The 22,612-nt window shown below is 45.1% G+C and carries 18 protein-coding genes and 1 pseudogene; 14 read left to right on the forward strand and 5 right to left on the reverse strand.

Annotated elements, in window-relative coordinates; all coding sequences use genetic code 11:
* Positions 1 to 33 precede the first annotated feature (33 nt).
* Positions 34 to 1,017: a DUF3187 family protein gene (locus tag ITG10_RS00820; RefSeq protein ID WP_026084239.1), complete on the forward strand. Its 984-nt coding sequence runs from the start codon at positions 34 to 36 to the stop codon at positions 1,015 to 1,017.
* A 110-nt stretch (positions 1,018 to 1,127) separates the two neighbouring features.
* Here the strand turns inward: ITG10_RS00820 and ITG10_RS00825 are convergent, their stop codons facing one another.
* Positions 1,128 to 1,871, reverse strand: coding sequence for a sporulation protein (locus ITG10_RS00825; RefSeq protein WP_017630811.1), 744 nt, complete (start codon positions 1,869 to 1,871; stop codon positions 1,128 to 1,130).
* A gap of 181 nt (positions 1,872 to 2,052) precedes the next feature.
* Here ITG10_RS00825 and hutC point away from each other — a divergent pair, with 181 nt between their 5' ends.
* From hutC to ITG10_RS00855, 6 genes are all read left to right on the forward strand, one after another.
* Positions 2,053 to 2,766: a histidine utilization repressor gene (hutC, locus tag ITG10_RS00830; RefSeq protein WP_017630810.1), complete on the forward strand. Its 714-nt coding sequence runs from the start codon at positions 2,053 to 2,055 to the stop codon at positions 2,764 to 2,766.
* A 113-nt stretch (positions 2,767 to 2,879) separates the two neighbouring features.
* Positions 2,880 to 4,130 carry an imidazolonepropionase gene (gene hutI, locus ITG10_RS00835; protein ID WP_017630809.1) on the forward strand — a complete coding sequence of 417 codons (1,251 nt, stop codon included), beginning with the start codon at positions 2,880 to 2,882 and terminating at the stop codon, positions 4,128 to 4,130.
* The gene (hutG, locus tag ITG10_RS00840; RefSeq protein ID WP_017630808.1) at positions 4,117 to 5,145 is read left to right on the forward strand and encodes a formimidoylglutamase; all 1,029 of its coding nucleotides are present in this window, start codon (positions 4,117 to 4,119) and stop codon (positions 5,143 to 5,145) included. The genes hutI and hutG overlap by 14 nt, the downstream gene beginning before the upstream one ends.
* 66 nt (positions 5,146 to 5,211) lie before the next feature.
* A complete protein-coding gene (gene hutU / locus ITG10_RS00845) occupies positions 5,212 to 6,906 on the forward strand; it encodes a urocanate hydratase (RefSeq protein ID WP_017630807.1) in 1,695 nt (564 codons plus the stop codon).
* A 14-nt stretch (positions 6,907 to 6,920) separates the two neighbouring features.
* The gene (gene hutH / locus ITG10_RS00850) at positions 6,921 to 8,453 is read left to right on the forward strand and encodes a histidine ammonia-lyase (protein ID WP_026084238.1); all 1,533 of its coding nucleotides are present in this window, start codon (positions 6,921 to 6,923) and stop codon (positions 8,451 to 8,453) included.
* Between the two features lie 211 nt (positions 8,454 to 8,664).
* Positions 8,665 to 9,390 carry a DUF3581 domain-containing protein gene (locus ITG10_RS00855; RefSeq protein ID WP_010438254.1) on the forward strand — a complete coding sequence of 242 codons (726 nt, stop codon included), beginning with the start codon at positions 8,665 to 8,667 and terminating at the stop codon, positions 9,388 to 9,390.
* Between the two features lie 147 nt (positions 9,391 to 9,537).
* Here ITG10_RS00855 and ITG10_RS00860 read toward each other — a convergent pair whose 3' ends face one another.
* Together ITG10_RS00860 and ITG10_RS00865 are read right to left on the reverse strand one after the other, a co-directional pair.
* Positions 9,538 to 9,999: an isoprenylcysteine carboxylmethyltransferase family protein gene (locus tag ITG10_RS00860; protein ID WP_017630805.1), complete on the reverse strand. Its 462-nt coding sequence runs from the start codon at positions 9,997 to 9,999 to the stop codon at positions 9,538 to 9,540.
* Positions 10,000 to 10,066: 67 nt separating this feature from the next.
* Complete coding sequence (locus tag ITG10_RS00865; protein WP_248386632.1) at positions 10,067 to 13,102, reverse strand: FAD-binding and (Fe-S)-binding domain-containing protein; 3,036 nt, start codon at positions 13,100 to 13,102, stop codon at positions 10,067 to 10,069.
* Positions 13,103 to 13,324: 222 nt separating this feature from the next.
* Between ITG10_RS00865 and ITG10_RS00870 the strand changes: the two genes are divergently transcribed.
* The 7 genes from ITG10_RS00870 to ITG10_RS00900 all read left to right on the forward strand — a co-directional run bounded on the left by ITG10_RS00870 (position 13,325) and on the right by ITG10_RS00900 (position 19,443).
* On the forward strand, positions 13,325 to 14,008 hold the full coding sequence (locus tag ITG10_RS00870; protein ID WP_076654885.1) for a DUF3334 family protein: 684 nt from the start codon (positions 13,325 to 13,327) through the stop codon (positions 14,006 to 14,008).
* A gap of 200 nt (positions 14,009 to 14,208) precedes the next feature.
* Positions 14,209 to 14,898, forward strand: coding sequence for a DUF2786 domain-containing protein (locus tag ITG10_RS00875; RefSeq protein ID WP_017632350.1), 690 nt, complete (start codon positions 14,209 to 14,211; stop codon positions 14,896 to 14,898).
* 111 nt (positions 14,899 to 15,009) lie between these two features.
* Entirely contained in the window at positions 15,010 to 15,678 is a 669-nt protein-coding gene (locus ITG10_RS00880) for an OmpA family protein (protein WP_017632351.1), read from the forward strand.
* 157 nt (positions 15,679 to 15,835) lie between these two features.
* On the forward strand, positions 15,836 to 16,915 hold the full coding sequence (locus ITG10_RS00885) for a tetratricopeptide repeat protein (RefSeq protein ID WP_017632352.1): 1,080 nt from the start codon (positions 15,836 to 15,838) through the stop codon (positions 16,913 to 16,915).
* A gap of 165 nt (positions 16,916 to 17,080) precedes the next feature.
* On the forward strand, positions 17,081 to 17,269 hold the full coding sequence (locus ITG10_RS00890) for a hypothetical protein (protein WP_017078672.1): 189 nt from the start codon (positions 17,081 to 17,083) through the stop codon (positions 17,267 to 17,269).
* 360 nt (positions 17,270 to 17,629) lie between these two features.
* Entirely contained in the window at positions 17,630 to 18,037 is a 408-nt protein-coding gene (locus tag ITG10_RS00895; RefSeq protein WP_017632353.1) for a SulA-like leucine-rich domain-containing protein, read from the forward strand.
* A 302-nt stretch (positions 18,038 to 18,339) separates the two neighbouring features.
* Complete coding sequence (locus ITG10_RS00900) at positions 18,340 to 19,443, forward strand: phosphoribosylaminoimidazolesuccinocarboxamide synthase (RefSeq protein WP_017632354.1); 1,104 nt, start codon at positions 18,340 to 18,342, stop codon at positions 19,441 to 19,443.
* 118 nt (positions 19,444 to 19,561) lie between these two features.
* On the opposite strand, the gene ITG10_RS00905 is transcribed toward ITG10_RS00900, so the two are convergent.
* Both ITG10_RS00905 and ITG10_RS00910 read right to left on the reverse strand, forming a co-directional pair.
* Positions 19,562 to 19,939, reverse strand: a complete 378-nt coding sequence (locus tag ITG10_RS00905) for a hypothetical protein (RefSeq protein WP_017110913.1) — start codon at positions 19,937 to 19,939, stop codon at positions 19,562 to 19,564.
* A gap of 203 nt (positions 19,940 to 20,142) precedes the next feature.
* A pseudogene (locus ITG10_RS00910) lies at positions 20,143 to 22,526 on the reverse strand (helicase-related protein).
* Positions 22,527 to 22,612: the final 86 nt, after the last annotated feature.

The raw sequence follows: 22,612 nt of genomic DNA on the forward strand, positions 1-22,612 counted from the left end.
ATAGATAAGTGACGGAATACGGATGAGGTGCATATGGAGAAACAGGCTACTTTTATATCGTTCATACCCTCTTTATCGTTAATCATAACTGCTACTATTTACACTCCAGCGACATGGGCCAATAAAGATTACGGACCCTTAATCAGTTATACCCAAGCACCGTTGCAGTCCGTTCGTCTCACTCCGACACTTCGCTCTGGCTTTCCACTCGAAGAGAATAAGGTTGAAGTGTTTGCTGCTTTCACCGCCGCGAGTATCTGGGCCAATTCCCACGACTACCATTTAGACTATTATCAGAATCAACTTCAAACGGGTTTACGATGGCAATTAACTCAAGCGTGGCAAGTAGAATTCAATTACCGTTACCTTTACGCTGCAAACAATCACCTCGACAAAATCACCATCAACTTTCATGACCTATTCGACATCGACCAAGCAGGACGCGATCGTAAAGAGCGACATCAGTTTGATATTTACGCTCCTGACCACGACATCAATGTTCGAGACTTCTCCGGCGACACGCTGACCAGCGCTTTCACCCTCTACACTCAATACCAAATCATAGATCTTGAAAACCACGGATTATCCTTTGGTGTCTCCCTCTATCATAACAATGTCAGCCATGGTGCATTCGAAGGAAGCAGTACCGAACAAAGCGCTCAGTTCAACTATGCCTACCAACTCGATATCAATACCTTCTATACAAGCTTAGGGTTAGCGAATCAGTCCAATCGAGAGGTAGAGAATGGTTTTTCACATAAGAAAACGACATGGTCATGGATGGGCGGCTATCAACTCACGTTGTTTGAAAATCATGAATTGCATCTAGAATATCGTTGGTATGAAGGTGCAGAAGATGGCGAAACCGAGTTTTCAGAATCAGCGAATGAGATGATGTTTGGTTATCGCTACGTGATGCAACGCTCGGCAGTCGAGATATCCATTATCGAGAACATCTTCAATATGGACAACTCCACCGATGTGGCCTTTCAATTGGCTTATCGGCATCAGTGGTAGATCTAATTTAATTTGAAGTAATGGAATCAAAAAAGCCGAACGGATAGGTTCGGCTTCAGAAATCATATTGTCTCTATTAATAGACAGAGTGACTACTAACAGAGAGGCAATTACGCACTCATGATTCTTGAGACGGCGTTGAGGATGTCTGAGTCAACCGCGTTAGCAGCTAAGCTGAATGAAATGTAATGGTCACCACGGAAGCTCATTGAGCGGTCGATTTCAGCTAGGCAGTGAACCATAGAGCCTTCAACGATGAATGACAGCTCGATCTCTTTGTTATTCATAAAGCCGCCGCTACGGAATTCAATCTCTTGGTAACAACCCGAACGTGAAGCAAAGTTGTTGCCTTTCAAGAAGCCCTTCTCTACATCAGCTTTCACCATTGCCATGCCCGATGCTTCAACACCTTGGATGATTTTAGCAACTGTTGGCAGTGGATGAACGGAGATAAAGTCGCGGTCTTTAGGGTCAATCGCGAAGCCGATATCTAGGTTCGTTTCTACCCACACATGGCACTGGTTCATTTGTGCGTTCAATGCAGTGACTGGCGTTTCATCATTCAGCTTTAGACGGAATGGAACCAGTTTGGTTTCGCCCGGTTGGATAACGAAAGGCTCTACAGCTTGAATACGACCAAGTGAAAAGGTTTCATAACTGGTGCTGTCTTCAGTTTCGACTTTCACTTCTGTGTTGAGAACTAAGTTGATCAGGTCGATTTGTTGCTCAACGTCGCCACCCATGATGTGAACATTGCCAGACAACTCGCCACCTTGGAAAACGTCAATATTATCTAAGACGGTATCGACCTTTGCCGCACCAATGCCCAACGAGGCCTTTAATTTCTTAAACATATTATTTCCCTTTCTAATTATCTGATTTACGAATAGTTATTGCGTGACAATTTGCGACACTTGCCCCACAGAATCAAGCTATTTGCGCTATCAATGTTGAACAAGCTCACATCCTCTGAGGAAATGTTGAAATCGTGAAAAAATCCGTTACTCTATTTGTATAGTCAAATAAGGTTTCATTATGTCGAAAGCGCCGCTCTACCTTCAAATAAAACAGTTCATAGACGACAAAATTAGCAATGGTCACTGGCCGGTGGGTTATCAAATTACCACCGAACTCGAACTCACGGAGCAGTTCAATGTGAGTCGAATGACGGTGAATAAAGCAATTCGAGATCTTGTGTCTGAAGGCAAGCTCATCAGGAAGCCAAGACTGGGTACTTTTGTGTGTGAGCCAGAGGAAAAAGCGCAATCTCCCCTACTTGATATCAACAACATCGCCCAAGAGATCAAAGACCGTGGCCAAACCTACACAAGCCAAGTGATCAAGCACGATAGCATCAAGGCAGATGAAAGCTCGGCTACACGGTTAGGTGTGATGATTAACGCAGAAGTATTCTATAGTGAAATCATCCACTTTGCCGACAACACGCCGATACAATTGGAAGCGCGCTGGGTGAATTCTCAAGCCGCTCCAAAATACCTAGAGCAAGATTTTTCAACTTCCACCCCTAATGAATACCTTTCAAAAAGCTGCCCGTTAAGTGCTATCGAGCACACGGTTGAAGCCATTATTCCAGACTCGAAAATCAGAACATCACTAAAGCTATCTGAATCAGAGCCTTGCCTTCTTCTCAATAGAAGAACATGGAGTAAAGAACGCCTTATCAGCTTTGCATTACTCTACCACCCTGGCTCTAAGTACAAATTAAGCTCTAAGATAGTTCTAGATTAAAGAATATCATCCTGATCGCCGATCACATTTTTGCAACATCAACTTGATTCGGGTCAGTATTTAGCCTATTTATTTGTATATACATTTATTGTTTAGCAAAGATCTAGGTGATTATGAATTTGATCCTCAAAAATGCACGAGTGGTCTCGATGAGCTCGGGGGCCGATGGTTACCAACCTTCTTCCCTGCAAGATATCGTTATCGAAAACGGTAAAATCGTGTCCATCTCTTGTTCAAACCAAAACGCACTTATTTCTGAATTAGAACAATCAAGTGTTGATGGTACTTTGGATTACGCCACCTACGACTGCAAAAACAAGCTAGTCACCCCAGGGCTGATTGATTGCCACACTCACCTTGTATTTGCAGGTAATCGCGCCAATGAATTTGAACAGCGTTTAAATGGCGTGTCTTACACCGACATCGCGAAACAAGGCGGTGGTATTTTAGCAACGGTAACGGCGACTCGAGCAGCACAAGAAGCCGAGTTAGTTGAAATGGCTTTGCCAAGACTTGATGGCCTATTAAGAAGTGGCGTCACCAGCGTTGAAGTAAAGTCTGGCTATGGCTTAACGCTTGATGACGAACTCAAGATGTTACGCGCTGCCAAAGCCTTAGAAAACTACCGTCGTATTAAGATCACCACCACACTACTCGCAGCACATGCTGTACCACCCGAATACAAAGAGCAGCCGGACAGCTATATCGATCTGGTTTGCCAAGAAATCATCCCTAAAGCAGCTGAACAAGGCTTAGCTGACGCGGTCGACGTATTTTGTGAATCGATCGGCTTCAATCTAGAACAAACCGAGCGTGTGTTTGCGGCTGCTAAACAACATGGACTAGCGATAAAAGGCCATACAGAACAGTTTTCTAATATGGGCGGCAGCGCGCTAGCAGCTAAATACGGTGCTCTCTCTGTTGATCATGTTGAGTACCTAGATGAAACCGGAGTAAAAGCACTGGCGAAATCAGGCACAGTTGCAACATTACTGCCCGGCGCTTTCTATTTCTTGAAAGAGACTCAACAGCCACCAATTACCTTACTTCGTGAACACAATATCCCAATGGCAATCGCGACGGATTTAAACCCCGGAACTTCACCTTTTGCGGACTTAACGCTGATGATGAACATGAGCTGCATGTTATTTGGTACGACGCCTGAAGAAGCGCTGCGCGGTGTAACTTGCCATGCTGCAGCTGCCATTGGTGAATCGCAAAATAGAGGCAAAATTGAAGTGGGTTACGCTGCTGACTTGGCGATTTGGAATATCGAACACCCAGCAGATCTAAGCTATCAGGTAGGCGTACCTCACCTGCATAAACGCATTGTTAATGGCGAGGTATGTCATGACGCAATCTAAACCCAACAGCACTAACGCAACGGCAGTCACCACCCACAACTTTGTATGGACGGGGCGCAATGACCTTGAACATGGCGAACTTGGCACCCGCGTTCATCACATCACCAGCCAAGTCCAAAATGGCGATTGGGATGACCAGCTGATGAAGAATGCTATCGCCTTGGTTGGCTTTGCCAGTGATGCGGGCGTTGCACGAAATAAAGGACGTGTTGGCGCGAAAAAAGCACCTAATTTGATTCGTCAAGCGTTGGCCAATATGGCTTGGCACAGGGATACACGCATTGCTGATCTTGGCGATATCGAATGTAAAGATGATCAATTAGAAGTCAGCCAAAAGCAGTGCGCTGATGTGATTACCAATGCGCTATCAACCAACAAAGTGATTACCCTTGGCGGTGGTCACGAAGTGGCTTGGGCCTCTTTCCAAGGCCTCACTGAGCATCTTCACAGAACTCAACCAGAGCACAAACCTAAGATAGGCATCGTTAACTTTGATGCTCATTTTGATCTTCGTGAGTTCGAAAGCGACATCGCTGACGTCAAGCCAAGCTCCGGTACACCATTTAATCAGATTAGCGAATACTGTTACACACATCAGTGGCCATTTCATTACGCGTGTCTTGGCGTGAGTGCAGCCAGCAATACCAAAGCACTATTTAACAAAGCCGACCAACTGGGCGTTTGGTATGAACACGACCGTAACATGACCCAAGTAAACCAAGTCGCTCAACTGGTTAAGTTACAAAAATTCATCGCTGAGTGTGATTACCTCTATCTCACAATTGATCTCGATGTCTTCCCTGCAGCGACGGCACCGGGTGTCAGTGCGCCAGCAGCAAGAGGCGTTAGCTATGAAGCGCTCGCACCTTTTCTAGAACAGATTTTCAAACACAGTGAAAAACTCATTATCGCGGACATTGCGGAATACAACCCAGACTACGACGTCGACGGCCAAACGGCTCGATTAGCGGCGCGTTTGTGTTGGGATATAGCCTCTGCAATGGCCAGCGACTAATCCAGCTATACCGATAACTACAACTACAACTACAACGATATAACGTGAAACAGAAGGAATTCCAAAATGACGGAACACCGCAACAGTGACCCTCGTCTCGACACGACTCGCGAAATTCGCGCACCTCATGGCACTACTTTGCGCGCTAAATCTTGGTTAACAGAAGCACCACTACGTATGCTGATGAACAATCTAGACCCTGATGTGGCAGAACACCCACATGCACTGGTTGTGTATGGTGGTATTGGTCGCGCTGCGCGTGATTGGAAATGTTATGACAAGATTGTTGAAGTATTAGAACGTTTAGAAGATGACCAAACGCTACTTGTCCAGTCAGGTAAACCTGTAGGCGTGTTCCCGACTCATAAAAACGCACCTCGCGTATTAATCGCTAACTCGAACCTTGTTCCACACTGGGCAAACTGGGAACACTTCAACGAGCTCGATAAAGAAGGCTTGATGATGTACGGCCAAATGACCGCAGGCAGCTGGATCTACATCGGGTCACAAGGCATCGTTCAAGGTACTTACGAAACCTTTGTTGCTATCGCGAAGAAACACTTCCAAGGCGAAGCCAAAGGTAAATGGGTTCTAACGGGCGGTCTTGGCGGCATGGGTGGCGCTCAACCTCTTGCAGCTACCATGGCTGGCTTTTCAATGATTGCGGTTGAATGCGATGAATCACGAATCGATTACCGCCTACGTACTGGCTATGTAGACAAAAAAGCCACCAGCTTAGATGAAGCAATGGCTATGATCAAAGAGTCAGATACGCCTATTTCTGTTGGTCTGCTTGGTAACGCAGCAGACGTATTTCCAGAGTTAGTAGAGCGCAACATCACGCCAGATGTGGTGACTGACCAAACCTCTGCTCATGACCCGCTGAACGGCTACTTGCCGCAAGGGTGGACGATGGAGAAGGCTGCACAAGAGCGTACCATTGATGAAGCGAAAGTCGTAAAAGCCGCGAAACAATCGATGGCAATTCAAGTTCAAGCGATGCTAGACCTGCAATACCGCGGTGCTGCGACCGTCGATTACGGCAACAACATTCGCCAAATGGCACTGGAAGAAGGCGTAGAAAACGCGTTTGACTTCCCGGGTTTCGTTCCTGCTTATATCCGTCCACTGTTCTGTGAAGGCATCGGTCCATTCCGTTGGGCAGCACTATCTGGTGACCCAGAAGACATCTACAAAACAGACCAAAAAGTAAAAGAACTGATTCCAGACAACCCACATCTACACAACTGGTTAGACATGGCGCGTGAACGCATTCAATTCCAAGGCCTACCGGCGCGTATCTGTTGGGTTGGCTTGAAAGATCGCGAACGCTTAGGCCAAGCATTCAATGAGATGGTGAAAAATGGCGAGCTGAAAGCACCAGTGGTCATCGGTCGTGACCACTTAGATTCAGGTTCTGTTGCCAGTCCGAATCGTGAAACAGAAGGCATGATGGATGGGTCAGATGCCGTATCAGATTGGCCTCTATTGAATGCACTACTAAACACAGCAGGCGGCGCAACTTGGGTTTCTCTACACCACGGCGGCGGCGTTGGCATGGGCTTCTCGCAACACTCAGGTATGGTGATTTGTTGTGAAGGTAGCGAAGATGCTTCACAACGTATTGCTCGCGTACTTCACAATGACCCAGCAACCGGCGTAATGCGTCATGCTGATGCGGGTTACGATATTGCCAAGCAGTGTGCTAAAGAGCAGAAGCTTGATTTACCTATGCTAAACGAAGAACTTCGTCGCCTTTAATGTCTGGAGAAAACATGTTAAATTTATTACTAAAACCAGGACTTCTAGGCCTATCTGAACTTCGCAAAATCAGCCGCAGCCCTGTGAACTTATCACTCGACCCTGCTGCAATCCCAGATATTGAAGCGAGCATGCAGGTTGTCGAACAAGTGATCGCTGAAGACCGCACAGTTTATGGCATCAATACGGGGTTTGGCTTATTGGCAAACACCAAGATTGCGCCAGAAGATCTCGAAGTTCTACAAAAAAGTATCGTACTTTCTCACGCAGCAGGCATCGGCAAGTTCATGTCTGATGAAACCGTGCGTTTAATGATGGTTCTGAAGATTAACAGCTTGTCTCGTGGCTACTCAGGTATCCGACTCAAGGTCATCAATGCTCTTATCGATCTAGTGAATGCGCAGGTCTACCCTTGTGTGCCACAAAAAGGCTCAGTAGGTGCTTCTGGCGACCTTGCTCCCCTCGCACACATGAGTACCGTTTTACTTGGTGAAGGCCAAGCACGACACAACGGCAAAATCATTACAGGTTTAGAAGCGATGAAGATCGCAGGGCTAGAGCCAATCACGCTCGCACCGAAAGAAGGTTTAGCGCTACTAAACGGCACACAAGCTTCAACCGCATTTGCACTAGAAGGCCTATTCGCAGCGGAAGATTTATTTGCGTCGGCAACTGTCTGTGGCGCTATGTCTGTTGAAGCAGCACTCGGTAGTCGCCGCCCATTTGACCCTCGTATCCACCGCGTTCGTGGTCATCGTGGCCAAATGGATGCAGCCCTTGCTTATCGACATATGCTTGATCAAAAGAGTGAGATTGGTGAGTCACACACGTGTTGTGAAAAGGTTCAAGACCCTTACTCGCTGCGTTGTCAGCCTCAAGTAATGGGCGCGTGTCTCCAGCAGATCCGTAACTCAGCAGAAACGCTAAACGTTGAAGCAAACTCGGTATCTGATAACCCGCTGGTTTTCGCTGACGATGGCGACATCATTTCAGGCGGCAACTTCCACGCAGAACCTGTTGCTATGGCTGCCGATAACCTTGCATTAGCTATCGCAGAGATCGGTAGCTTGTCAGAGCGTCGAATGGCACTGCTGATAGATAGCGCACTAAGTAAGCTTCCACCTTTCTTGGTCGATAATGGCGGCGTGAACTCAGGCTTTATGATTGCTCAGGTTACCTCAGCAGCATTAGCAAGCGAGAACAAAACACTGGCTCACCCGGCTTCTGTAGACAGCTTGCCAACATCCGCTAACCAAGAGGATCACGTGTCGATGGCAACCTTTGCGGGTCGTCGTCTTCGAGACATGGCAGAGAATACTCGTGGAATCTTGGCGGTCGAGTACCTAGCAGCTGCACAAGGACTAGACTTTCGAGCACCAAATCTTTCTTCTCCTCGAGTAGAAGAAGCAAAACAGATCCTGCGCGAGAAAGTCAGCTTCTACGACAAAGACCGTTACTTCTCACCTGATATCGAGCAAGCAAATCTACTGCTCAAGTTATCAGTGCATAACCATCTAATGCCAGAAGGCCTACTATGTAGCTTCTAAGGTTTAACGAAATAACTCGTCATATAAACAAGGGCTATTGATTAGCCCTTGTTGCATTGAATCCAAGCCCCTATTCCCCTCAAAATCGCCACATACCATCCAACGTATTTATCTAATCGACTGATATATAAGCAAAGTTAACTGGATAGACCATTAGAACGAAGTTAGTTAGCTATAATCCACCCCAGATTTGATGACTAATAGCGATACTATGTTTCTGACACCTTACTTTTCTACTGAAGACAATCAATTTCAATTCACTCGTGAACAAGCTAGCCACTTTGCTAAAAAAGTAGCTGCTGACTTCAACCCAATTCACGATGAAGACAACAAGCGCTTCTGCGTGCCTGGCGATCTTTTGTTTGCAGTTCTCCTGCAAAAAGAAGGCATCAGCCAAAAAATGCGTTTTGATTTTTCAGGTATGGTTGGTAACGGTATTGCGCTAAGCGTTGATAACAAGTGCGAGAAAGAAAGCTCACTGGTTGACGAGAAAGGCAAAGAGTACCTACACATGTCGTGTGAAGGTGAAAAGAGCCACGATCAAGCATTCATCGAACACGTAGTAACAAACTACGTTAAGTTCTCTGGCATGAACTTCCCTCACATCATGGTTCCTCTTATGGAAGAGCAACAAATGATGATCAACTGCCAACGCCCTCTTGTGATTTACGAGAGCATGGAAGTTGAATTTACTCGCCTAGACCTATCTCACCCTGAAGTTGAATTCTCTGGCGCGACTTTTGACGTTGAAGGCAAGCGCGGCATCGTGACCCTGAACTTCGATTTCAAAGAAGATGGTGAAGTAGTCGGTAAAGGCGTTAAACGCATGGTAGCAAGCGGCCTTAAGCCATACGACCAAGCTTCTGTAGACGACCTAGTAAACCGCTTCAACGAACGCAAAGAGATGTTTCTAGCTCAGTTCGCAGCCGCCGCTTAATCGGCACTCTTATTTACACCACTTAATGTAAATAGCTCTAGAAAAAGATCAATAAAGCCCAGCTTGATATCCTCAAGCTGGGCTTTTTAGTTTGTAGTTTTTAGTTGTGACTACACTAAACCACTCAAACCAGTACTCAGATAGGCACTAAATCCAACGCCTAACCTTTTGTTTATAATCAACATATTCAGCGCCGAACAATTGCTCTAGAACACGCTCTTCTGGCTTGATTTGGAATTGATTCATGTAAGTCACGAATACGAAGCTGAGTAATATACTGAAGATGTTTTGAAAGTAGTAGCCAACGCAAAACAGTAAAATGAATAACCCTAGATACATTGGGTTTCGGGTGTAGCCAAAAATGCCGCTGTCTACGACTGCCGAAGCGGTTTCGACTTTGATCGGGTTAACGGTGGTTTTCTGTTTTCGAAACTCCCATATACCGGATAACCCAACCACGCCGCTCAATGCGATTCCAACACCTAAAACGATTAGCTTATAAGGCAATGCTATTGCCGCCGTACTTAGTTGTTGAGCGCAGAAATAAGACGCAACAATTACCAATATAAACAGAGCAACCGGTGGTACTTTTAACTCAAGAAATCTCATAGCTTTCCTTATTAACAATTCCATTGTTAGTTTAGAAAAAAGCCCAGCAATTGCTGGGCTAAATAGTTTATAGAATTTTTGCGAGCGCCTGCAATGGATGGGCAAGCTTCTCACCCTCAAAACGCTTCACTTGGCTTCGGCATGAATATCCTGTCACTAAGCAACGCTCTTTCGGTAAGTCTTGCATCCTTGGCTTCCAACTTAGACCGTATATGTCTTTCGACATTTGCAACTTATCGACTTCGTGACCAAAAGTACCCGCCATACCACAACAGCCGACAGGAACACTGGTTAACGCAGCACCAAAGTGTTTAAAGATTGCGCCCCACTCTTTTTCAGCGTTTGGCATCTTGGTCTTCTCTGTACAGTGAGCGAACAAGTACCACATCTCTTCACTTGCTGAGCGCGCTTCGAATTCACCCAACGATGGCATTAACCATTCGTGCACGGTAAGCACATCAAAGTCGCCACGCTTGTCACCTAAGATCTCGACATATTCATCGCGGTAACAAAGCACTAGTGCAGGATCGACACCCACTAAAGGAATACCGATGTCAGCTACCATCGACAAGAAATCAGAAGTCGATTTAGCCTCGCGGGCAAAGCGACTTAAGAAGCCCTTGATGTGCAGCGCTTTACCATTTGGTTTGAATGGCAGCAGTACCGGTGTTTTGCCTAGCTTTTGAGCTAGAGTGACGAAGTCTTCAATCACCTCTGCATCATAGAAGCTAGTAAACGGATCTTGGACGATCAATACATGCTGCTTCTTCTCTTCCGAAGAAAGCCCTTCAAGATACTGCTGGTCGAAAAGTTGCAGCTCTTTGCTCGCCAGACGATTTTTAAGTGTAGGAACAGACATCAAAGGTGCGTCAACATAACCGACCGTTTTGGCGGTTGCCGTTTGTATCCACTTTTGACCCAATGCTGCGTTCACTACTTTTGGCGCTTTCGCCATCAGTGGCAGCATGGTTTCAATGTTCGCCACTAAATAGTCTTTTGCTGGGCGTTGGTAGCGTGAGTAGTAGATGTTTAAGAATCGTGAACGGAAGCTCGGAACATCAACTTTTATCGGGCATTGACTCGCACAAGCTTTACACGCCAAACAACCGTTCATCGCTTCATGAACTTCATGCGAGAAGTCGTACTCATGGCGTTTGTTCATCGTATTGCGAACACGCTCAACCATAGTCTTGACTGGTGTGTTGTCTTTCAGCGCTTCTTGCTCAAGGTCGAGAATGTCAACGCCTTGTTCAGTCAGTTGACGCAACCATTCTCGAACTAAGCCTGCGCGGCCTTTCGGTGAGTGACGACGGTCAGCCGTAACTTTCATCGAAGGACACATTGGCGAGCTCGTATCGTAGTTGAAACACAAGCCGTTACCGTTACATTCCATCGCTTGCTTAAAGCTGTCACGTACTTGAACATCGATCTGGCGATCATAGAAACCGCGCTTAGTGTCGGTCACTTTCACCAACTCAGCATCACTTTCTAAAGGCGTACAGATCTTACCTGGGTTCATTTTGTTATGCGGGTCGAATGCTGCTTTAACTCGTCTTAATTCGGTAAACAGCTCTTCACCGAAGAAGTCAGGGCCATACTCAGAACGGAAGCCTTTACCGTGCTCACCCCACATCAAGCCACCGTATTTCGCCACCAGCTTAACCACTTCATCAGAGACTTCGTGCATCAAGGCTTCTTGCATCGGATCACACAGGTCCAAAGCCGGACGAACGTGAAGTACGCCCGCGTCAACGTGACCAAACATACCGTAGTTCAGCTCTTTTGAATCGAGCAACACTCTAAATTCAGAGATGAAATCCGCCAAGTTTTCAGGTGGTACACAAGTATCCTCAGCGAAAGCGACCGGCTTAGCTCGGCCTTTCGCCGCACCTAATAAACCCACCGCTTTCTTACGCATGTTGTAGATTCGGCCGATACTTGCCAAATCACTGCACACTTGGAAACCAATAACGCCTGCTTCTTCGCTCTCGACCATAGTTTCGAGTTTGGCGGTCAGCGCTTGAACCTGCTGTTCAACTTCCGCTTCATCTTGGCCTGCGAACTCAACCATGTTGATGCCAAGCATCTCTTTGTTCGGAACATCTGTCAGCAAGTCGCTCACGGTGTGCCAAACAATGTCTTGCTTCGCTAGGTTCAATACTCGTGAATCCACCGTTTCAACAGAGAGTGCTTTCGCTTCAACCATGAAAGGCGCATTACGCAGCGCAGAATCAAACGTGTTGTATTTCACGTTAACCAGTGTGCGCGCTTTTGGAATATTGGTTAGGTTTAACTTTGCTTCTGTGATGAATGCTAACGAGCCTTCAGCGCCACATAAAACGCGAGTCAGGTCAAAGCTGTCATCTTGTTCGTTAATTGCGTTCTTTAGGTCGTAGCCGGTTAAGAAGCGGTTCAGCGGAGGGAATTTATCTAAGATTTGAGCGCGCTTGTCTCGACACACAGCCTCAGTCACCGCAAGAGCATGATGAGCAAATTCACCTTCTTCGGGTAAGCCGTGTGATAAATCAGATTCTAAACATGAGCCATCTGCGAACACCGCTTGCAGCGATAATACATGGTCAGACGTTTTGCCGTACTTCAACGACCCTTGGCCCGAAGCATCGGTATTGATCATGCCACCAAGTGTAGCTCGGTTACTTGTAGAAAGGTCTGGAGAGAAAAAGTAACCATATGGGCGAACAGCATCGTTCAATTGGTCTTTAACGACACCAGACTGAACTCTTACCCAGCCTTCTTTCTCGTTAATCTCCAGAACCTTATTCATGTAGCGCGATAAATCAACCACGACACCTTTTGTTAAAGATTGTCCGTTGGTTCCGGTACCACCGCCACGAGGGGAAAAAGTCACGCGTTCGTAAGCGGATTTAGAAACCACTTTACCGACAAGTACAACGTCTTGCGTTGTTTTAGGAAGAATGACCGCCTGCGGCAATTGCTGATAGACACTGTTATCAGTCGCCACAGCCAAACGGCTAGAATATTGAGATTCAATGTCGCCAGTAAAGCCCGCTGTTTTTAGTTCATCTAAAAAGCGTACGACAACTGGATCGACATCAGCATTGAGTTGAAGTCTTGGTAACATTTGCTTCCTGCCCCTACTTCGCTGATCCTATCAGCATTGGGTTATCTGAGATTTTTAATAATTTTCTTTGAATTTCGTCACTTTACTACTATTAAGATCATATAAAAAGGTGATCAAATCAGAATCTCAGTGCAAGAATGGAGAAATAGTCACTTTCGTCTTAATTCAGTAGCAATATACTGAGTAACATTTTGTTTAAGACATCTCCACGAGCACATCACAATGAAAAAAAGCAAAACAGTCACAACTGAAGATATCCTTCTTAAACTATGCCAATCAGTCTCAAGCGTACTGACTTCAGCGACGGCCTCTCAGGTGTCCTATTCAGCCATGGTTCAAAAGATCAACAAGACAAGCCTAAAGCCAGATTTTGGTTGCTTCGTTCTGTTTGACGGCGGCTTTTCTGGTCTTGTTGTGATCAATTTTACGTCGAAAGCAGCGTTAGAGATCTACACCAATTACATGCGCAATATGGGCATGCCTGAAAACGAACTCGCTGTGCTTCATACTTCAGATGAGGTGGGTGATGTCTTGGGTGAGCTGATGAACCAGTTGGTCGGTGACTTCACCAATAAAATCCGCAAAGAGCTACAAACCAATATCACACAAAACCAACCGAAAATGCTCGCTCTGAATAAGCAAGTGAACCTTTCTGTTGATACCAACCTTGATCGTCCACAAGCTCGCCGTGTTACCTTCTCTACCGCCAATAACAACATCTTCTACCTTGAGCTTGCGATGGATAAGACCGAATTCATTCAATTGGAAGAATTTGAAATTGCTGAAGACGAGTGTCCAGACAGCATTCTTGAAGCGACTCAGAAAAAAATGCAAGAAGCGAACAAGCCAGCTCAAAGCTCAGGCAATGACTCTGCAGCAGATCTACTCGATGAACTGGGTATCTAGCTTGCGAATGCTTTAAAAAAGAGTGTCACTAACGCCATCAATACGCTTGATGGCGTTTTTGTTTTTGTCACTCAGTCGACTCAAGTAGTGTAGTGTTCACCACCTCCCTTGTTCATCAAACCAGTTTTGCCTTTCTGTTACCCGCGAAAACATGTAAAATGTTGGACTTTTAAAAATTTGCGGTACTGATTAAATTGTCGATGGATAAGAAAAAAGCCCTAAAGAAAATTGCCAAGTGTCTTGAGCTTGGAAGTTCTGCGAACGTCAATGAAGCTGCCAATGCGATAAAAATGGCGCATAACTTGATGCTGAAATATGGTCTCGAAAAAGACGATATTGAATTTATCAAGATGGGGAAAACTCAATCTACTCACCTGTTACCTGCAAATATCAGTTCTACACTGCTGCGTGTTATTCGCGGTATCAACACCAAATTTGGCGTAGAAGCCGTCTTGCTCAATCACAAAGGCCTCAAACGTGTTGAGTTCATTGGTGAAGCCGATCGCGCAATCTTCGCAGCCTTTGCGTTCGATATCATTTATCGCGAACTGAATGAGCACACTGGTCAATTCAGAAATAGCTTCGCAGGCTCTGGCACAGGGTCATTAGAAGTTACGCGCCGTGTGAACTCGTTTGTTTCAGGTTGGGTTGAAGGTGCGCTTGAAAAACTGCCAACCATCACTCCAGACGACGAATCAAACAACAAGATTAATAACTACATCGATAAAGAGTTCAAAAATATCGACCGTGAAACATTCAAACAACAACTGAAAGAAGCGATGAAGAACCTCACCGCGGATTATGAAGTTGGTTTAAAGAAAGGTCGTAAATTGTCTGTTAATCGACCAGTTGGCGGTGCACAGGCACCTAAAAAGATATCTAAATCATAGAGCCGCTTTACATTACTTCAACGTATTGATAAAACCATCGATAATATTTACAGGACTATGCTTGTCGCTTGAATTCATTCATTTGGCAAAAGTACATGATGGAGAAATACGTTGAAAAAAATCACACTAGCCCTCGCGCTTACTATCGCTTTAACGGGTTGTCAGGCAACTCAACGTCAAAACGCGACAACTGGCGAATCTGAGACTAACTCTGCAACTCAAGGCGCTCTAATTGGTGCACTCGCTGGTGCCGTTGCTGGTGCTGCAACTGGTGACAACTCAAAAGACCGTGGTAAACGTGCTCTTATTGGCGCAGCAGGTGGCGCCGCTGTTGGTGGTGGTATTGGTTACTACTTTGACCGCCAAGAAGCAGCCCTTCGCGAAGAGCTAATGAATTCAGGCGTTCAAGTTGAACGCGTTGGCGAGAACCAACTTCTACTTCGTCTAGAAAACGGCATTGGTTTTGACTCTGGTTCTTACGCTTTGGAATCAAGCATTCACAACACACTTCGCGGCGTTGCGCGTATCCTAGTTGAATACCCAGACACAAGCCTAGTGATCGAAGGTCACACGGACAGCACTGGTAGTGAGTCAACTAACCAAATCCTTTCAGAGCGCCGAGCTGAATCTGTTCGTGCATTCTTGATCTCTCAAGATGTAGCAGCAGGTCGTGCTATTGCTCGTGGTAACGGTGAGCGTTACCCTCTATGTGATAACAACACGTCTCAAGGTCGTGCTTGTAACCGCCGCGTAGAAATTCAAATCTTGCCGCTTAAGTAGCACGATTAAAGCCCTGTCGCCTTTATCTATTGAATTAACCACTATATAGTTGTTTGTCAGTTGTAGCGCTTGTCTCAAACGTTACAACCTAATTAACAGCCACATAGCGTATTCATACTGATATATCGGCACTGGGCTTTTTTACGAGACTTATCTTTTGCTTATACTATCCAACTTTCTTTCACCATCGCCTCTAAGAACTCTGCTTCTTGCCTACATCTTTGCCACGATACAGTTGTTCTCGACACATTTGGTTCATGCAGAAAGTAGCCCTCAGCTGTCAGTAAACTCACAACCTCAAGACCCTGTATCTCAATACCAATTGGCGCAAGCGTATGAATTGGGAACGGAAGTGCCTAAAAACATCAACGACGCATTCTATTGGTACTCGCAATCTGCAGACAATGGCAATGCAGATGCGCAATTTAAACTCGGTGAATGGTACTTGGCGGGGACAAGCGTCGAGCAAGACAACAAACTTGCATTGGAATGGTTCATCAAAACAGCGCTACAAGGCAACAAGCGCGCTCCCAGTGAGGTGGCAAAGATCTATGAGTCCTCACTTGCGAAAGATCTACTCCAACCATTAGATGCAGCACAGCTATGGTATGAAGCGGCCTTAAAAAACAATCCTGATGCAGAAGATGGCTACAATCGCGTTCTGGAAGCACAGTTCAACCAACAGCGTGCCAAGCAAATCTCTTCGATTGAGCAGCTCAATGACAACGTCAGTGCAGAAGCCAATACAAATCCACCAAGTACCTTCCCTTCGACACTAACGTCTAGAGACCAAGCAACACGTTCTAATCTAACAAGCTCTGACTATATGATTGGCGCAGTGCTGGCCGTTTTGGTTGCAATAGTGAGTATCAGCGCGACTCTGGTTATCTCGCGAAAGCGACAAGGCCTGAAGTCTGGTGAGTTAAATCAGCAGCAACAGACACTGGAAGCACAGCTTAGTGCGAAAGACTTCACCATTAAGCAGCAAAAGCGTCAGCTTCAAACCATCTACAACGAATTGAAGAAGCAGAAAAACAACAAAGGTCTGAATGCTTTGCAAGTGGCCTGTGCTCTCTTTGGCTACACACCTAGATCTATTCCTGACCAAAAGAGCATTAAGATTCGATACAAACAACTCTCTAAAATCTATCACCCTGACGGTCATGGATGTGACGAAGAAATGAAACGTTTGAACAATGCGCTAAAAACCATTTTACAAAATGTTACAAAACCGTAAACAACTACACATATTCATTTTCCAAGATCGCAAAGATACCGATTTTATTAGTGTTGCAATCGATCCCCCTCTCAAAAACGGGTAACAAACTATTAACTAATGAGTCTTACTTGTGTCATAATTTGCGCCGAAAATACACCTGACTTAAACAGGTGAGGAGAAAATATGTTCACAATAGAAGGCGTTTGTGATTGGTGCAAAAAGCCAAGCCTAGTAAAAAAGCACGACTACCTAGATGGTAAGTGTCATCATGCATGTAAAGAGTGCAATGATATTGCAACCATTGATGTTCGCCAGTTCAATATTGGTGAAATGGAAATGAGAACAAAACTCTCCCAAGCAACACTGAGATAAGTAACACCGTTGAAATATAAGAAAGCGCCTAAGGCGCTTTTTTTGTATCTGGGGTTTATCTTCTTATCTTCTTATCTTCTTATCTTCTTATCTTCTTATCTTCTTATCTTCTATACAGCTATATACAGTACTTTTCTGCAAAAACCACTGTATACACCTGTATAGAAATCACATTTTTTCAATTTATGAGACAAAATACAAAAATCAGTCGAATTTAATTTAACAATAAATATCAACAACTTAAGCAACAGCCCTTACTTACCTGCAATAAAACGACCAATAATCCCGCAAAAACTGCTTGATCTTATAAGTAACAAAAACTACTGTATACACATACAGCATGTATATAAGGACAGCAAAATGATTCAAGCACACGTTAAAGCCCAACACTCTAGCCCGCTAGTTCACTGCGCATTTACATCAGTTTCTCGTAAAAGCAAAAACTCAAACGAGGAAGCGTTGTTCGCAAGAATGGCGTTGCTGTCCAATCAACATCAATGGCTGCTGTTTACTGCTCACACGCCAAGACCATCCGCTAAGCAGCTTAAGCAACACAATGTTTGCTGCGAGCGTGTTATCCATATGAAAGCGTCGAACCAAATGAATGAAGTAGAGACTGTCGAGAAAGCAATACGCTCAGGAAACGCGAGCGCAATCGTTGCGAGTACGTCGATCGACTCATTCAGCCAACAATACCTAAGAACGTTAGGCCAACGCTTTCAATGCGAAGTGTTCTTCATTGATGAAACGTCAGAGCGTATTCACTAAGCCGACCTCGGTTAACAATTTAGCTCAGAAACATAGCTCAATCTTTTAGCTAACAAACTTAAATTAATTTAACAGCATAGCTCCAAAACACAGACCAACAGACCAACAGACTGCCTTCCCCTGCCCTACAATTCGCCAATTTTCTAGCGAATAGTTAGGCGGGGGTTTTTATTTGATCAATAGACTTAGCAATCGTTTGCTTTTTATCTGGAAGCAAATAATAGATTGGGTATAATGCCCGTCTAATCATGTGCACACCGCACTTCTCTGTATGACGTTTGATAAAAGATAGGAATGTCTAAATGAGCCTTGCTGATCAAGTTCTTGCCGTAAATGATGACCTACCAATCCGTACTGATAAACCTGTCCACAGTGGCAAGGTTCGTTCGGTCTACTGGTTAACTGAAGAAGATAGCCAACGACTAATTAAAGAGAAAGGCTACAATGTAGCGCCCGATGCGCCGTTAGCCATCATGGTGATCAGTGACCGTATCTCTGCGTTTGATTGTATTTGGCGTGGTGAAGGTAATCTTAAAGGTGTTCCAGGTAAGGGAGCCGCTCTGAATGCTATCTCTAACCACTGGTTCAAATTGTTTAAAGACAACGGCCTTGCTGACAGTCACATTCTTGATATCCCTCATCCATTCGTATGGATTGTACAAAAAGCTCGCCCAGTCATGATCGAAGCGATTTGTCGTCAATACATCACAGGCTCTATGTGGCGTGCATACGCGAACGGCGAACGTGAATTCTGCGGTATCGAGATGCCTGAAGGCCTTGAGAAAGACAAGAAATTACCTGAGCTACTGATCACGCCTTCGACAAAAGGGATTTTGAAAGGAATTCCTGGTGTACCAGAAGCTGACGATGTGAACATCACACGTAACAACATTGAAGACAACTTCGCAGCGTTCAACTTTACTCAAGCAAGTGACATTGCGCATTACGAGAAACTTCTAAAAGAAGGCTTCAACGTAATTAGCCAAGCGCTAGCAAAAGTCGATCAAACCTTTGTTGATACGAAATTTGAGTTCGGCTACGTGAACGATGCCCAAGGCAAAGAAAAGCTTATCTACATGGATGAAGTGGGTACGCCAGATTCATCTCGTATTTGGGATACTCAAGAGTACAACAAGGGCAACATCGTCGAAAACTCGAAAGAAGGTTTCCGTCAGTTCTTGCTTAACTACTTCCCTGATGCTGATATTCTTTTGAACAAAGAACGTATGCCAGAGCGTGAAGCGTTAGCTCGTGACAATGAACTTCCTTTGGATGCATTGATGTCTCTGTCTCGTACTTACCTTGATATCGCGGCGAAAATCACCGGTGGCGAGATTGTATTAAGCGACAATCCGAAACAAGAAATCATTGATGTGCTTCGTGCTGATTATGGGCTAATCGATTAATCGCAAATTAACAAGTTAGTCAGCTAATACGCTTGTAAGCACAAATTTTAGATACTAAAAGGGCCTCAATATTGAGGCCCTTTTTACAATGTATATTTAATCAAAGCTTAGTTAGTGATCAAAGCTTGATAGTGAACTCTTCACCAGAGTTATCTGCAATCACCAAATGACTACGCGATTCAATATAATCAATCTGCTCGTCTTCAAGCGAATATGGCATGACAACCTTGAGCTCATTGATCCCTTCTAGCTTGGCAAGCTTAAGCAAGGTAACAATGTTCGACTCATCACTTTTGCGCGTCGACATTGATTTCAATGCCATTTGCCATAAGCGATCTTCTGGGCTGGCTAGCTCTTTAATGCTATCTCTCCAGACAGTACTGAATACTGGCGCGATAGTGGTGAGAGCTTCCAGAAAAGTCCATTTTTTACTGCATGAGGCGCCAAGAAATGTTGTGTAATCGAACTCTACACGCGTCTCTTCCTGTTTATCCATGATCTCCCCCGACACTTTGGCAACACAATATACTCAATATCTATCAACTCTTTCTTTATAGCAATAGGATATAGAAGAATGGTCTTTTATGACCTTTTGATTGGTTAAAAAGGCATATAAAAATCAAACTTGTAACATAAAAAACACTGAAAAATCATATATGCACCTATTTGATTAATATTTTAGAGATAAAACTTATCCATCTATTTTATGTCGATAATCCGACTCGCTTTCTTATATTGAATTCGCCAACCAGACCATGTTGGAAGCTCCCAACGCTTAGGTGATAGCTTTCGACTCCCCGACTGATAATGCACATGAATCAGCTTCCTTGCAGGGAAGTATTCGACATCAAGATGTAAGTCAGCAAGGCTCAATGCAAACGGGGATTTTTCCGCAAATTCTGGATATAGCCAAATTGAAATTCCATCAAACGGCATATCAGAATGTTCAAACATTTCCAACTCGCAGACATCCGTGACACCTAACACTTCAAGTTGTTCTATAAACCATAGCTCAAAGTTCATTTGGTCAATTTCCGGCGTGTATTGGACTTGTTCATCGAGCCCAAGTTTCACATACAGCTGCCAATGTTTGATTTCTTGAGTACGAGCTTGTGCAAAACCGGGAAGATGGGCGCCTTTTAACACAAGATCGACGATTGGCTTTAATGATAACTGACCTTCTGCCGCAGTAAGCTTGCTCGTAATCGTACGGCCTGCGTACACCAAAGCCATCTCAGTAAAGACGCCATCATCATTAACCACGGTTTCACCTTGTTGCCACTCTCCCATCTTCGCTTCAATCATAAGATCCAAAGGAATAGGTGCAGTGACCGTAGCTAAGGTCAGTGTTTGCTTAACGCCTCTTCCCGGCAAACTATGGGTATCAAGCACCAACATCGCTTGTGCATTATCCGGGAAACGATTCTGACGACCGAGCACCACCTCTAACGTTCCATTGGCAAAGGCTTCTTTTCGTTTAAGTCTGCGCACAAACACCAGTTCTGGGTGAAGTTGAACAATAGTGTTAAGCAGTTCAATGCGTTGGAAACGTGACGCGACTTCTAGCTGAGGAAGCTCAAACACCTCCCGCATTTGCTTAGCCAGTCCTTGTGCTTCATTCAGTGCCTGTTGGTCGGTGTCTAAATGCGGATATTCGCGACCACGCACAATCTGAATGAGTAAGGTTAAATCACAGCCTTCTTTTTCTTGTTGAGCGAGTGCTTCAAGATGTTCTGCATTGTTCGGTAACTGATACAAGCGAGCCGGCACGGACAACGCCGCCGTGAGATCGACCATCGCTTCTTTGAGTGCTTTGGTTTTAATGCGAGTTACAATATCGGCATACAAAGCATCAATCGGCAGTGGGTACAGCTTTTTGCCGTGTTCCGTAATTTGATGGTCGGCGTTAATCGCTTCCATCATCAACAAGGTTTGAGTCGCGCTGTTTAGCGACTTCTCAGGCATAGGATCGAGGAAAGATAAGCTCTCGATCGAGTTGCCACAACATGCCGCGGCCAACATAGGTTCTGTCAGTTCTTCGCGTTGCAATTCGGGCGGTGTCACTAGCTCTAATGCAGCGTGTTCTCCGTATAACCGAACGCAGACACCATCCATTACCCTGCCCGCACGTCCAGCTCGTTGCTTGGCACTGGCTCGTGATATGAATTTAAGCATCAGAGTCGTTCTGCCATTGCGCTGAACGGTGCGTCTTTCTAATCCTGAATCTATCACAACACCAATGTCAGGAATGGTTAACGAAGTTTCTGCAACGTTGGTAGCAAGGATGATTTTTCGCAAACTGTCGCCGTCGTTTTTAATTTCGATATTACGACCAGCGAGCGCCATATCTCGCTCCTTATCACTGACCGAGGCATGCAATTTAACGACTTGGATATCTGGATTCTTTGCTAAGGCTTGCTCACATTGTACGATCTCTTTCTTACCTGGTAGGAAAACCAACATATCGCCATGTGAAGCAATCAGTTGATGATTCACTTCTTCAGCAATGCGCTGCTCTAGATGTCGACTATCCGGCAGAGCTCTGGATTCATTCGCTCGATGTTCAATCTCAACCTGATAAGTTCGCCCTTCACAACTGATTCGATTCGCACCCAAATAATCAGCAAGGCGTTCACCCTCAATGGTTGCCGATGTGATGACTAAACGATGACTCGCTTTTTTCTTTAGGATCGCCACCAGCAAGTCGATGTCCCAGCGTCTTTCGTGGAATTCATCACCACAATCACATCAAAGCCAGCGAGCCCATCTTCTGATAGCCAACGCAGCGCAATACCGGGCGTCACAAACACTACGTCCGTTTGCTCGTTATATTCCGACTCGAGCTTAATCGCATAACCAACCTTTGAACCCAGCTTTTCACCTGATTGTTGCGCTAAATATTTCGCAAGTGATGTCCACGCAATTCTTCTCGGCTCCACCACCAAGACACGCCCATGTTGAGATGCCCAAATTGGCAAGCGCGTTGATTTACCCGATCCAGTTTCTGCCTCGACAACAAGATGAGAATCAGAGATCTGTTTATGGAAAAAATTTTGATAAGAATCGATGGGAAGTTGATACATAAAAAGGAAGCGTCGCGAAAAAGTGTGAGCAAAGTATAACGAATTATGGCGTTCAAATTCGATAAGTGTGGGACAAGGGTAAGAAT

Origin of the sequence: Vibrio sp. ED004 (assembly GCF_023206395.1) — a bacterium.
Lineage (GTDB): Bacteria > Pseudomonadota > Gammaproteobacteria > Enterobacterales > Vibrionaceae > Vibrio.